This window comes from Kitasatospora sp. NPDC030952 (genome assembly GCF_055571335.1).
Genome location: NZ_JBVIFM010000009.1, coordinates 62,498 through 74,684, shown reverse-complemented (window position 1 = coordinate 74,684; position 12,187 = coordinate 62,498). Strand labels below are relative to the sequence as shown.

Sequence of the window (12,187 nt, the reverse complement as noted above, 5' to 3'; positions counted from 1 at the left end):
CCGTACCCCGGACGGCTCCCCAACCAGTAGGCTGCGCGCGTGGCTCAGATCCAGATCCCCGCTGACATCAAGCCCGCAGACGGCCGTTTCGGCTGCGGACCGTCCAAGGTGCGCCCCGAGGCCCTGAGTGCCCTCGCCGCCACCCAGACCTCCCTGCTCGGCACCTCGCACCGCCAGGCCCCGGTCAAGAACGTGGTCAAGCGCGTGCGCGAGGGCGTGAGCAGCCTGTTCTCGCTGCCGGAGGGCTACGAAGTCGTCCTCGGCAACGGCGGCTCCACCGCCTTCTGGGACATCGCCGCCTTCGGCCTGGTGCGGGAGAAGTCCCAGCACCTGGACTTCGGCGAGTTCTCCTCGAAGTTCGCCTCCTCGGTCAAGGCCGCCCCGTGGCTGGCCGAGCCGACGGTGATCAAGACCGCCCCGGGCACCCACCCGCTCCCGGTCGCCGAGGCCGGCGTGGACGTCTACGGCCTCACCCACAACGAGACCTCGACCGGCGTCGCGATGCCGATCAAGCGTCCGGTGGGCGCGGACGAGGGCTCGCTGGTGCTGGTGGACGCCACCTCGGGCGCCGGCGGCCTGCCGGTCGACATCACCGAGACCGACGTCTACTACTTCGCCCCGCAGAAGTCCTTCGCCTCCGAGGGCGGCCTGTGGCTGGCCACCTTCTCCCCGGCCGCCCTGGAGCGCGCCGCCGAGATCGCCGGCTCCGGCCGGTACGTCCCGCCGTTCTTCTCGCTGCCGACGGCCATCGACAACTCGTCGAAGGACCAGACGTACAACACCCCGGCGCTCTCCACCCTGTTCCTGCTGGCCGACCAGCTGGAGTGGATGAACGGCAACGGCGGGCTGGACTGGGCCGTCGCCCGTACGGCTGATTCCTCGTCCCGGCTGTACGCCTGGGCTGAGAAGTCCTCCTTCGCGACCCCGTTCGTGGCGAACCCGGCCGAGCGCTCCCAGGTGGTCGGCACCATCGACTTCGACGAGTCGGTGGACGCCGCCGCGGTCGCCAAGGCACTGCGTGCCAACGGCATCGTGGACACCGAGCCGTACCGCAAGCTGGGCCGCAACCAGCTGCGCATCGCGATGTTCCCGGCGATCGACCCGGCGGACGTCGAGGCGCTCACCCACTGCATCGACTACGTGGTCGAGCAGCTGGCCGGCTGAGCTCCCGAGAACACGGCTGAGGGCCACCGCCTGCGGGCGGTGGCCCTCTCGCCGTTCCCGGGCTGCTTGCCGACCGGCCGGGGCCCGCAGGCCGCGTACCGTTCGGCCGGGGCCCCCGGGCCGCGTACCGTTCGGCTCGGGCCGGGCCGCCGGCTACTTGCCGACCAGCGAGCTGATCAGGACGACGACCAGCAGCAGCACCAGGGTGCCGGAGACGATGCGCATTCGAGTCTTGGGATCCACGGTCATCGAGCGTACCCGTGGCTCACACCGACACGAATCCCAGGCCCTCGGCTCCGGCCGGCTCCAGCCGGCTCCGGTCAGCTCCAGTCGGCCAGCGCCCAGGAGCGCAGCGACTCGTAGTGGGCGAAGCCCCCGCTCAGGTCGCTCCGCATCAGGTGCAGCTCGGCGGCCTCCCACTCCGGCCCCCGGTACGGCGCCAGCGCCGCCGCCAGGGCCTCCAGCTCGGCCGCCGCGACCCGCTGGACGGCCCGCCGGTGGCCCCGCGAGGAGCCGGCCCGGGCCAGTGTGAGGTGCGGGTGGAAGGCGAAGGCGTCGGTCTCCCCGGTGAACTCGGCGGTGGCCTCGGCCACCGCCTCCGCGAGCCGGCGGATCGCCCAGGTCTGCCCCTCGACCCCGGCCCAGAGCACCCGGTCCCCGAACCGGCCGGCGCCCGCGATCCGCAGCCGGTGCACCGGGTGGACGGCGGCCACGGCGGCCAGACCGGTCTCCAGCTCCGGCAGCCGCTCGGCCGGGACCTCGCCGAGGAAGGCCAGGGTCAGGTGCCAGCCGTCGACGATGGTCCAGCGCAGCCGGTCCGCCCCGGGCAGCCCCCGCACCGGGGCGACGGCGTCGGAGAGTCCCTGGAGCGCCTCGACGGGCGGGAGGACCGCCACGAACAGTCTCATGATCCAATCTTCCCTCGCCCGACGGCACGGTGTAGAACGGTTGTCCATGAAGATCCGCACCGGGGGTCCCGCGGACGTCCCCGACATCCTGTCCCTGCTCGACGGCGCCATCTCCTGGCTGGCCGGCCAGGACCGCACCGGCCAGTGGGGCGACCAACCGTTCAGCACCATCCAGGCCCGAGTCGACCAGGTCGCCTCGTACGCCGAGGAACCCTTCCTGGTCCGCCTCGCGGTGGACGACGACGGCCGTACGGTCGGCTGCTGCGTGGTGGCCGAGCAGCGCGGGAGGTTCGTCCCGCCCTCGGCGGAGCCGGAGCTCTTCGTGCGCATGCTGGTCACCGACCGCAGCCGCAAGGGCTCCGGCATCGGCGCCGCGCTGATCGCCGACGCGATCGAGGAGACCCGCCGGCGCGGCTTCGACCTGCTGCGGGTGGACTGCTACGCCGGCAACGACCGCAAGCTGGTCGGCCAGTACCGGGCGCTCGGCTTCACCGAGACCGAGGGCTTCGAGGTCGAGCAGCCGTCCGGCATCTGGCCCGGCCAGGTGCTGGAGATCCGTCTCTGACCGGGCCGACCTGACATGGCGTCAGATGACCCACGGGAGGAGGCTCCCGAGGGTCATCTGACGTACCGTCAGCAGGCGGCGGCCAGCTCGGACTTGCGCGCCGCGACGGTGCGCGGCACGAAGGCCACCACCCGCCCGCCGCGGCCCGGGTGGAGGTCGAACCGCACCCGCAGGTCGGCGCTGCGGGCCAGCACCAGGCCGACCGTGCCGGCCGCCAGCGCGGACACCAGACCGCAGGCCAGCAGGCCGAGCCGGGGCCCGTACGAGGCGGTGACCCAGCCGACGATCGGGGCGCCGATCGGCGTGCCGCCGGTGAAGACCAGCACCAGCAGGCCCATCACCCGGCCGCGCATCTCGGGGTCGGTGCCCAGCTGCAGCATCGAGTTGACCGAGGTGTTGAAGCTCAGCCCGAACACCCCGATCAGGGTGAGCAGCAGCGCGAAGGTCCAGTAGTCGGGCGCGAAGGCCGCGACCACCTCCAGGGTGCCGAAGGCCAGCGCCGCGGCGACCAGCCGGCGCAGCCGGGGCGCGCCCCGGCGGGCCGCGAGCAGCGCGCCGGCCAGCGAGCCGACCGCCATCGCGGTGTTCAGCAGACCGTACTGCCCGGCGCCGACCTTGAAGGTGTCGTACGCGAAGCCGGACAGCAGCGTCGGGAAGTTGAACCCGAAGGTGCCGATGAACCCGGCCAGCACCATCGGCCAGAGCAGCTCGGGCCGCTCCTTCACGTACCGCAGCCCTTCCCTCAACTGCCCCTTCTCGCGGGCGATCGGCTCGGTCGGGCGCAGTTCGGACTCCCGCATCGCGAGCAGCCCGCCGATCACGGCGGCGAAGGACAGCGCGTTGACGGCGAACGCCCAGCCGCTGCCGACCGCGGCGATCAGCAGGCCCGCGACGGCGGGGCCGACCAGCCGGGCGGTCTGGAAGTTGGCGGCGTTCAGGCTGACGGCGTTGGCGAGGTCCTTGGGGCCGACCATCTCGGAGACGAAGGCCTGCCGGGTCGGGTTGTCGACCACGGTGACCAGGCCGAGCAGCAGCGCGAAGGCGTACACGTAGTACGGAGTCACCACGTCGCCGATGGTCAGTACGGCCAGGCCCGCGGCGAGCAGGCCCATGGCGCCCTGGGTGTAGACCAGCAGCCGGCGCTTGGGCATCCGGTCGGCGAGCACTCCGCCGAACAGGCCGAGCAGCAGCATCGGCAGGAACTGCATGGCGGTGGTGATGCCGACCGCGAGCGGGCTGCCGGTGAGGCTCAGGACCAGCCAGTCCTGGGCGATCCGCTGCATCCAGGTGCCGGTGTTGGACACCACCTGGCCGGCGAAGTAGTAGCGGTAGTTGCGAACGCGCAGTGAGGAGAACATCCCCCGGGGCCGGGTGAACTCGGCGCCGGTCGGCGTTGCGGCCGAACTCGTGGGGGACGCGGCCGAATGGGCTCGGCCCTGAGCGGCGGGGTCCGCCGCGGTGCGTTCGTCGGGGTCGTCGTCGCCGTTGCCGGGCAGTCCGCTGGGGGCGGGTGCCTGGGCGTCGGCGGCCGCGGTGCTGTCCGCGGCGGGGTCGCTGGTCGGGTCGTCGGTACGGATGGCGGCGGCGCTGGCTGCGGCCGGCGGTGTCACGGTGGTCTCCCCTCGTGGCGCGACGACCCTGGCGGGGGCCGTCGCGCTGCTGGTTTCGGTGGTCGGTCCTGCGGTGATGCTGACTCCTTCTCCTCCCGGCGGCCGGCCGGGTTCGGTGTGCCTAGAGGTGTGCGAGCTTGTAGAGCACGGGTGCGGCCTCCCGAAGGACGGCCCACTCCTCCTCGTCGAGCCCCTCGGCGAGCTCGGCGAGCCAGACGTTTCGGCGCCGGCGACTCTCGTCGAGGATCGTCTCGGCCTGCTCGGTGCTGCTGACGACCACCTGGCGGCGGTCCTCGGGATGCGGCTCGCGCCGCACCAGCCCCTTCTCCTCCAGCATCGCGACGATCCTGGTCATCGAAGGCGGCTGCACGTGCTCCTTCCGGGCGAGCTCACCCGGCGTCGCCTTTCCGCACCGGGCGAGGGTGCCCAGCACTCCCATCTCGGTAGGACTCAGCGACTCCTCCACCCGCTGGTGTTTGAGTCGTCGGGAGAGGCGCATCGTGGACGACCGCAGCTGTGAGATCGCTGCGAGGTCCTGCTCGGACATCTCGGGCATCTCTTTAGCTTACGTCATTACTCTCTCTAAAGAAAAACGGGTTCCCACCGTGCCGGAGGATCGGCCCGGTGCCATATTGGTGAGGGGTGATCGTTCCCGACTCCGGAAGGGCCGACCAGACATGTCCGACCTCGTCTCCGCACCGTCCGCACCGTCGCCGCAGGCCACCGGATCCGTACCGCCGCCGCAGGCCGCCGGGTCCACGCCGGCCCCGCAGGACGACTCCGGCTTCGCCCGGCTCGCCATGGTCACCATCGACTGCGCCGACCCGATCGCGCTGGCCTCCTTCTACGGCGAGCTGCTCGGCTGGGAGACCCGGCACGTGGACGAGCACTTCGCGATCCTGGACAACCCGGAGGGCGGCAGCCCGCTGGGCTTCGGGCGGGTCACCGGCTACCGGCCCGAGCCGTGGACCGAACCGGACGGCAGCAAGCACTTCCACCTGGACTTCTACGTCGACGACCTGGAGGAGTCCACCGCCAAGGCGCTCGCCCTCGGTGCGACCGAGCCGAGCTACCAGCACGGCCGCACGCTCAAGGTGCTGATCGACCCGGCCGGCCACCCGTTCGGGCTGGCCCCGCTGGAGTAACGCACGAACGCGCCCGAAGGCCATGCGCAGGCGGTGTCAGGGCTTGGTGCCGGGATCTTGTAGACCGCGTAAAGGTCCGTCCTGACCTGGGACTTCACCAAAACCCCGAACATTGTGCGACCGGCGGGTAATGGCTACTCTCCCCGTTGTCAGGGGCACCACACGCCAGGTCTCCCCTCGGCGGAGCCAACTCCCGCGCCCACTGCGCGCGCGTGCCCCGGCCCATCCCCTCCCCTTCCCTGCCGACGCGCCCGTCCGAGCCCTGGCGCCCTCAACCCCTCGTCCAGGGAGCTCTCTTGGGTGCGATCCACCATGCCGACCACGGCTGGGTGACACCGGCGATCTCGTACTTCGTCGCCTGCCTCGGCTCATTCGTCGCGCTGCGCAGCGCCCGTTGGGCACTCGTCTCACAGGGCCGCACCCGGGCGGTCTGGCTGCTGTTCGCCTCGACGTCGCTCGGCGCCGGGATCTGGTCCATGCACTTCATCGCGATGCTCGGCTTCTCCGTGACCGGGGCCGAGATCACCTACCAGCCCGGGCTGACCGTGGTGAGCCTGCTGGTCGCGATCGCCTTCGTCGGCGTCGGGCTGTTCACCGTCGGGTACTGGCGCCGCCGTCCCGTCCTGTCGCTGCTGATCGGCGGCTTGACCACCGGCCTCGGGGTCGCGGCGATGCACTACCTGGGCATGGCCGCGATGGTCCTGCCCGGCCGACTCGGCTACGACCACACCACGGTCGCGATCTCCATCGCCATCGCGGTGTTCGCGGCGACGGCCGCGCTCTGGGCCGCGCTGAACATCCGCGGCACGCTGGCCGTCCTGGCGGCGGCGCCGGTGATGGGCGTGGCCGTCTGCGCGATGCACTACACGGGCATGGCGGCGCTCTCGGTCCACCTGGACTTCTCGCGCTCCACCGAGAGCGGCGTGATGGCACTGCAGTTCATCTTCCCGCTCGGCGTCGGGCTCGGCTGCTACGTGTTCTTCGGCTCGCTGGCCTTCGCGGTCTCGCCGAGCAAGAGCTCCGGGCAGCCGCTGCTGGTCGGCCCGGCGGCGCCGCTGCCGCCGCGGGTTCCACTCTCCTCCAAGGTCCCGCCGCAGCAGCAGCGGCGGCCGTTGAGCGAGACGCGCGCCCGGCGCTGACCCGGGCAACGCAATGCGGCGGGCGTCCGACCGGGGTGGGGGACCCGGTCGGACGCCCGCCGCATTTGCTCCGGCCACCTACTCCGGCCGGCTACTCCAGCCGGTTACTCGGGCCGGTTACTCGGGCCGGCCGAGCAGCCCGGTCAGGTGCTCCGGGGTGGCCACCGGGCAGGCCTTGCGCACGAAGTCCCGCCGCAGCGCGTGGTACGGCTCGCCCGCCCGGTAGAAGTTGGCGTGCATCCGGCGCAGCTCCTCGGTCCGGTACTCGGCCAGCGGCTTGGCCTCCTCGTCCACGGCGCGGCGCCGCTTCTTGTCCACCAGCCGCGCGGTGAGCTCCGGCGCCTCCGCCAGCGCGGCGGCCTCCCGGGCCACCCAGCGGCGGAACCCGGCCGGGTCGCCGCCGGCCGTACGGTCCACCAGCCCGATCCGCCGGGCGTGTTCGGCCCCGACCGGCAGCGCCTCGGTGGTGAGCCGCTCGGCCTGCTCGGCGCCGACCCGGGCGGGCAGGGTGTACGTCCAGTACTCGGAGCCGTACAGGCCCATCAGCCGGTAGTGCGGGTTGAGCACCGCCGACTCCCGGCACCACACCTCGTCGGCGGCCAGCGCCAGCATCAGGCCGCCGGCCGCCGCGTTCCCGGCCAGGGCGGCGACGGTCAGCTTGTCGTCGGTGGTCAGGATCGCCTCGACCAGGTCGTCCATCGCGTTGATGTTCTCCCAGGACTCCAGCGCCGGGAAGGCCGCGCCCTCGATGACGTTGAGGTGGATCCCGTTGGAGTAGAAGTCCCGGGCCGCGCCCAGCACCAGCACCGAGGTGGGCCGGTCGGCGGCCTCCCGGTAGGCGGCCAGCAGCCTGCGGCACTGCTCGGTGCCCATCGCCCCGCCGGCGTAGCCGAACTCGAGGAAGCCGACGTCGCCGTCCTCGTGGTAGCGCAGCTCCGACCAGGTGTTCCGACGGGCCGCGGCGGCGGGGGTCACCGGCACCTCGCGGACCCGGTGCAGCTCGTCGGCGAGCACCGTGGCGGCCGGCAGCTTGAAGGTGACCGGCCCGCCGGGGGTGCGGCGAGGGCGCAGCTGGGGGATCCAGACCGCACCGTCCACGGTGGCCCGGCAGATCGCGCCGTCCCGGGTGGCGAGCACGGCACCGGGCTCGGGGCCGCGCAGCTCGTCCTCGGGGTGGCCGCCGTGCAGGAAGAACTCGCGCCCGTACAGCTCGTCGAGCACGCCGGGCTGGGAGTCGGCGGCGCGCAGTTTGCGCAGCACGGTGGCGGTGTCGTCCCGCTGCCAGTCGATCCGGCGGGCCTCCTGCTTGAGGAACGGCCGCAGTTCACCGCGCACGTCGGGCCGGGCGTAGTCCAGCGGCTCGGGGCTGAACAGCCCGCCCTCGTACCGCTGGACGGCCAGCAGGACGGCCTCGGTGGCGGCGTCCGCGACCTCGCCCCGGTACAGCTCGCTCTTGCCGCACTCGGGGACGGCGAACTCGACGGACGCCCAGATGTCGCCGGCGTCCATCTCCTCGACGGCCTGCAGCACGGTGACGCCCCAGCGCCGGGCGTCCTCGGTGATCGCCCAGTCGAGCGAGGAGGGGCCGCGGTCGCCCTTCGGGCCGGGGTGCACGATCAGGACCGTCCGGGTGGACCAGATGTCGGCCGGGACGGCCCTGGTGAGCATCGGGCAGATGATCAGCTCCGGGTCGACCCGGGCCACCGCCTCCCTCATCTGCTCGTCGCCGAGGGCGAGTTGGACGGCGACCTGGTGGCCGCGCTCGCGCAGCTCGGTGTGGACGCGCTGGGTCAGGCTGTTGAACGCGGTGGCGATCAGGAGAATGCGCACAGGGGGGCCTCCGGGCAGGGACTGCGGGTCGCGCGGAGGCGATGAAACCAGGGCATGGACACGTAATGGTCACGTTCCGTGCCTCGGCGCTCTACTCTCACGTACCCCGCACACCTGTGCCCTCGGCGTGCCCCGGCTTCGCGGTATCTCCCCAGCCCCTCCCCCGAGTTGGCCTGGCGCCGGACACCCGGCACCGGTCCGTCCGAAGACCGGCCCTACCGCGGGAAGGCCCGGCGGGCCCGCCAGGTGGTGTGCTCGCGGGAGACCGCGTCCTCCGCCTCGGCGGCCAGCCGGGCCCAGCGCTCCTCGGCGTCCGGCGTCTTGAGGTCGAGGTCGGACAGCTGGTTGCCGACGTTCTCCAGCTCGCGCGCGGCCAGCTGGTAGGCGGCGGCCAGCGGGCGCAGCTGCTTGAGCTGGGTCCAGGCGATGATCGCGGCGGCGGCGGCCGAGCTGGCACCGAAGATGTGCACCTCCAGCGCGCCGGTGGCCTGGGCGATGGCCGCCGCCGCGCCGATGATGATCAGCGTCGCGATGCCGAGGCCCCAGGAGACCGCCTGGGACTCGCAGGACTCCGCCCGGGAGCGGTACCAGGTGCGCTGGCCCTCGACCCGGGTGCGCAGGTAGAGGGTGCGCCGGGCGGTGAGGCTGTCGGCCCGGGCGCGGCGCATCTCCTCGGTGATCTCCGGGACGCTGCCGGGCGGCACGATCTCCGGGTCCTCGAAGGCCCGCAGCACGTCCTCGACCTGGAGCAGGTAGCCGCGGTCGGCGTCCGGCGACTGGGCCTCGCCGCCGTACGGACTGGCCCGGACGCTGTACTTCCAGGCCAGCGTCTTGACCGACTCGGCCGCCGCCCGTGCCTCGTACCACCGGCCCTGCGGGTTGCCGCGGCGCAGCCGGGACCAGAAGTAGCCGGCGACCAGGAAGGCGGCCACCGAGAACAGTGGCTTGATGTCGCTGTCGCCCTTGTGGTCCGGGCCCGGCAGCGCGCCGATCAGCGCGGCGACCACCAGCATGGCGATCAGCCCGCGGTGCCAGCGGAGCGTCTCGCGTTGTCCGTCCAGCGAGGCCTTGTCCGCCCGCCAGAACAACTCCGGCAGCAGTCGCGCCTCGACTCCCCCGGGCGGATCCTGTTGCACCATCGGTCGAGTCCCCTCCCCGTCTCCGTCCAGGCAGTATGCCCACCGCCAACTGCCCTACACAGTCACCTTTTTGACACCTTTCGACCGTCGGCGATTGCCCCTCGCAGCCGTCACCGGTATAACCGGTTACATGCCGTTGCACTGGAAACTCGTCATCGACTGCGCCGACCCGCACCGCCAGGCCGCGTTCTGGGGGGCCGCCCTGGACTACGCCGTCGAGGACCACCGCACCCTGATCAGCCGCCTGCTGGACTCCGGCGCGATCACCCCGGACGCCCTCACCGAGGTCGACGGCCACCCCGCCTGGCGCACCCTCGCCGCGGTCCGCCACCCCGAGGACCCGTACGACCCGGTCTCGGACACCGGCCTGGGCCGCCGCATCCTGTTCCAGGCCGTCGGCGAGGACAAGGAGGCCAAGAACCGCCTCCACCTGGACGTCCACCCCGGCCCGGACGGGCGCGCGGCCACCGTCGCCCGCCTCGAATCCCTCGGCGCCACCGCCCTGCGCGAGGTCGCCGAGCCCGGCGGTGCCTGGACCGTCATGGCCGACCCGGAGGGCAACGAGTTCTGCGTCCACTGACCGGACGGCCCACCGACCCGACCCCGACGGGCCCGGAAACCCGACGCCCCCGGAATCGCCGGCTCCGGAAACCCGATGCCCCCGGAGACGCCGACGGCCCCGCACCCGAGCGGGTGCGGGGCCGTCGCGGGCCGTCCGGCGTCAGAGCAGGCCGAAGGCCGGCATCAGGTAGTAGAAGGCGAACACCGCCGCCACCACGTACATCGGGGCCGGCACCCCGCGCCCGCGCCCGGCGGCCAGCCGCAGGACGCAGAAGGCGATGAAGCCGAAGCCGATGCCGTTGGTGATCGAGTAGGTGAACGGCATCATCACGATGGTCAGGAAGGCCGGGATCGCGATGGTGTAGTCCGCCCAGTCGATCTCCTTGATCGAGTTGGCCAGGATCAGGAAGCCGACCGTGACCAGGGCCGGGGTGGCGGCCTGGGCCGGGACCATGGTGGCCAGCGGGGTGAGGAAGAGCGCCAGCACGAAGAGCAGGCCGGTGACGATCGAGGCGAAGCCGGTACGGGCGCCCTCGCCGACGCCGGCGGTGGACTCGACGAAGCAGGTGTTGGCGGAGGCCGAGGTGGCGCCGCCGGCCGCGGTGGCGATGCCGTCGACCATCAGGATCCGGTTGATGCCCGGCAGGTCGCCCTTCTCGTCCAGCAGGTGGGCCTCGTCGGCGACGCCGAGGATGGTGCCCATCGCGTCGAAGAAGCAGGACATCAGCACGGTGAAGACGAACAGCACGCCGGTCAGCACGCCGACCTTCTCGAAGCCGCCGAACAGGCTGACCTTGCCGACCAGGCCGAAGTCCGGGGCCGCCACCGGGTTGCCGGGCCAGGCGGGGACGGTGAGGCCCCACTTGAGCGCCGGGACGTCGGCGAACTTGTCGATCACCACGGCCAGCGCGGTGGAGGCGACGATGCTGATCAGGATCGCGCCGGGCACCTTGCGGATGACCAGGACCAGGGTCAGCAGCAGGCCGAAGACGAAGACCAGCACCGGGAAGCCGAGCAGGTGGCCGTTGCCGCCGAGCTGCAGCGGGACGGTGGTGTGGGCGGCGTCCGGGATGCGGCTGACGAAGCCTGAGTCGACCAGGCCGACCAGGCTGATGAACAGGCCGATGCCGATCGCGATGGCCTTGCGCAGGCCGAGCGGGACGGCGTTCATGACCCGCTCGCGCAGGCCGGTGGCGACCAGCAGCATGATCGCGAAGCCGGCCAGCACCACCATGCCCATGGCGTCCGGCCAGGTCATCTTGGGTGCGAGCTGCAGCGCCACGATGGTGTTGACGCCGAGTCCGGCGGCCAGGCCGATCGGCACGTTGCCGATCACGCCCATCAGCAGGGTGGTGAGACCCGCGGTGAGGGCGGTGGCGGTGACCAGCTGGGCGCTGTCCAGGTGGGCCCCGGTCATGTCCGTGGCGCTGGCCAGGATGATCGGGTTCAGCACCAGGATGTACGCCATGGTGAAGAAGGTGGCGACACCGCCGCGGAGCTCCCGCGGCAGGGTGGAGCCGCGCTCGCTGATCTTGAAGTAGCGGTCCAGGGCGCCGGAGGGGGGCGTGGGCGCGCTGGGGGCGGGTTCGGGCGACTCGGTGGTCGGCTGGACCACAGGCATGCGGGCGTCCTCTGTGGGGGAGCTGAGGAGGAGGGGGACACCCGGGACGACGGTGGCCGGGCGTGGACCTTTAAGTATGGTTTCCGGATCGCACACGCGCTATCTTCGCGCGTAGAGCGCCGATGGCGTCCGGAGCCCGTCGACCGGGCACCCGCCACATCCCCCGAGCCCCCCGCGCACCGTACGCTAGGCCCCATGCCCAAGACGCCACTGCACCCCTCGCCCCCTCCGCTGGAGGCCAATGACGTCGCCATCGTCGGCGGCGGCACGGTGCTGTGGTTCGTCGCCTTCGTCGCCCTGCTCCCCTTCCAGGGCACCCTCTCCGACCACGGCCACGGCAGCTGGCCGTGGATCTGCCTCTCCGGCGGCCTGCTCGGCCTGATCGGCCTCTGGTACTGCCGCGCCCGGCGGGACGCGATCGCCCGCAGCCGCGCCGCCGAGGCCGCGCGGCACACCGCCGGGGACGACGGTCAGAACCCGGCCACCCAGTCGGACTGAATGGTCC

The 12,187-nt window shown here is 72.4% G+C and carries 12 protein-coding genes; 6 read left to right on the top strand and 6 right to left on the bottom strand.

The window, feature by feature from the left end; all coding sequences use genetic code 11:
* Positions 1-39: 39 nt before the first annotated feature.
* Positions 40-1,164: a phosphoserine transaminase gene (serC, locus tag ACZ47G_RS17770; RefSeq protein WP_465743645.1), complete on the top strand. Its 1,125-nt coding sequence runs from the start codon at positions 40-42 to the stop codon at positions 1,162-1,164.
* 320 nt (positions 1,165-1,484) lie between these two features.
* Here the strand turns inward: serC and thpR are convergent, their stop codons facing one another.
* On the bottom strand, positions 1,485-2,072 hold the full coding sequence (thpR, locus tag ACZ47G_RS17765; protein ID WP_465743643.1) for an RNA 2',3'-cyclic phosphodiesterase: 588 nt from the start codon (positions 2,070-2,072) through the stop codon (positions 1,485-1,487).
* A 46-nt stretch (positions 2,073-2,118) separates the two neighbouring features.
* Here thpR and ACZ47G_RS17760 point away from each other — a divergent pair, with 46 nt between their 5' ends.
* Positions 2,119-2,637, top strand: coding sequence for a GNAT family N-acetyltransferase (locus ACZ47G_RS17760; RefSeq protein WP_465743641.1), 519 nt, complete (start codon positions 2,119-2,121; stop codon positions 2,635-2,637).
* 68 nt (positions 2,638-2,705) lie between these two features.
* Here ACZ47G_RS17760 and ACZ47G_RS17755 read toward each other — a convergent pair whose 3' ends face one another.
* Together ACZ47G_RS17755 and ACZ47G_RS17750 are read right to left on the bottom strand one after the other, a co-directional pair.
* Positions 2,706-4,247: an MFS transporter gene (locus ACZ47G_RS17755; RefSeq protein ID WP_465743639.1), complete on the bottom strand. Its 1,542-nt coding sequence runs from the start codon at positions 4,245-4,247 to the stop codon at positions 2,706-2,708.
* Between the two features lie 121 nt (positions 4,248-4,368).
* Positions 4,369-4,803, bottom strand: coding sequence for a MarR family winged helix-turn-helix transcriptional regulator (locus ACZ47G_RS17750; protein WP_380455245.1), 435 nt, complete (start codon positions 4,801-4,803; stop codon positions 4,369-4,371).
* 121 nt (positions 4,804-4,924) lie between these two features.
* On the opposite strand from ACZ47G_RS17750, the gene ACZ47G_RS17745 reads away from it, so the two are divergent.
* Positions 4,925-5,392 (top strand): VOC family protein, encoded by a 468-nt coding sequence (locus ACZ47G_RS17745; RefSeq protein WP_465743636.1) that lies wholly within the window; start codon positions 4,925-4,927, stop codon positions 5,390-5,392.
* A gap of 296 nt (positions 5,393-5,688) precedes the next feature.
* A complete protein-coding gene (locus ACZ47G_RS17740) occupies positions 5,689-6,531 on the top strand; it encodes an MHYT domain-containing protein (RefSeq protein WP_465743634.1) in 843 nt (280 codons plus the stop codon).
* Between the two features lie 117 nt (positions 6,532-6,648).
* Here ACZ47G_RS17740 and ACZ47G_RS17735 read toward each other — a convergent pair whose 3' ends face one another.
* On the bottom strand, positions 6,649-8,361 hold the full coding sequence (locus ACZ47G_RS17735; RefSeq protein WP_465743632.1) for a hydrogenase maturation protein: 1,713 nt from the start codon (positions 8,359-8,361) through the stop codon (positions 6,649-6,651).
* 215 nt (positions 8,362-8,576) lie between these two features.
* Entirely contained in the window at positions 8,577-9,500 is a 924-nt protein-coding gene (locus ACZ47G_RS17730) for a DUF4231 domain-containing protein (protein ID WP_465743630.1), read from the bottom strand.
* A gap of 130 nt (positions 9,501-9,630) precedes the next feature.
* Here ACZ47G_RS17730 and ACZ47G_RS17725 point away from each other — a divergent pair, with 130 nt between their 5' ends.
* A complete protein-coding gene (locus tag ACZ47G_RS17725; protein WP_465743628.1) occupies positions 9,631-10,080 on the top strand; it encodes a VOC family protein in 450 nt (149 codons plus the stop codon).
* Positions 10,081-10,221: 141 nt separating this feature from the next.
* Here ACZ47G_RS17725 and ACZ47G_RS17720 read toward each other — a convergent pair whose 3' ends face one another.
* Positions 10,222-11,682, bottom strand: coding sequence for an NCS2 family permease (locus tag ACZ47G_RS17720; protein WP_465743626.1), 1,461 nt, complete (start codon positions 11,680-11,682; stop codon positions 10,222-10,224).
* Between the two features lie 195 nt (positions 11,683-11,877).
* Here ACZ47G_RS17720 and ACZ47G_RS17715 point away from each other — a divergent pair, with 195 nt between their 5' ends.
* Positions 11,878-12,180, top strand: a complete 303-nt coding sequence (locus ACZ47G_RS17715; RefSeq protein ID WP_465743624.1) for a DUF2530 domain-containing protein — start codon at positions 11,878-11,880, stop codon at positions 12,178-12,180.
* Positions 12,181-12,187 lie beyond the last annotated feature (7 nt).

Bases quoted from the DNA above. Each gene is read 5' to 3' on its own strand.
- thpR (WP_465743643.1), bottom strand. From the start codon at position 2,072: ATGAGACTGTTCGTGGCGGTCCTCCCGCCCGTCGAGGCGCTCCAGGGA.
- ACZ47G_RS17760 (WP_465743641.1), top strand. From the start codon at position 2,119: ATGAAGATCCGCACCGGGGGTCCCGCGGACGTCCCCGACATCCTGTCC.
- ACZ47G_RS17750 (WP_380455245.1), bottom strand. From the start codon at position 4,803: ATGCCCGAGATGTCCGAGCAGGACCTCGCAGCGATCTCACAGCTGCGG.
- ACZ47G_RS17745 (WP_465743636.1), top strand. From the start codon at position 4,925: ATGTCCGACCTCGTCTCCGCACCGTCCGCACCGTCGCCGCAGGCCACC.
- ACZ47G_RS17730 (WP_465743630.1), bottom strand. From the start codon at position 9,500: ATGGTGCAACAGGATCCGCCCGGGGGAGTCGAGGCGCGACTGCTGCCG.
- ACZ47G_RS17725 (WP_465743628.1), top strand. From the start codon at position 9,631: ATGCCGTTGCACTGGAAACTCGTCATCGACTGCGCCGACCCGCACCGC.
- ACZ47G_RS17720 (WP_465743626.1), bottom strand. From the start codon at position 11,682: ATGCCTGTGGTCCAGCCGACCACCGAGTCGCCCGAACCCGCCCCCAGC.
- ACZ47G_RS17715 (WP_465743624.1), top strand. From the start codon at position 11,878: ATGCCCAAGACGCCACTGCACCCCTCGCCCCCTCCGCTGGAGGCCAAT.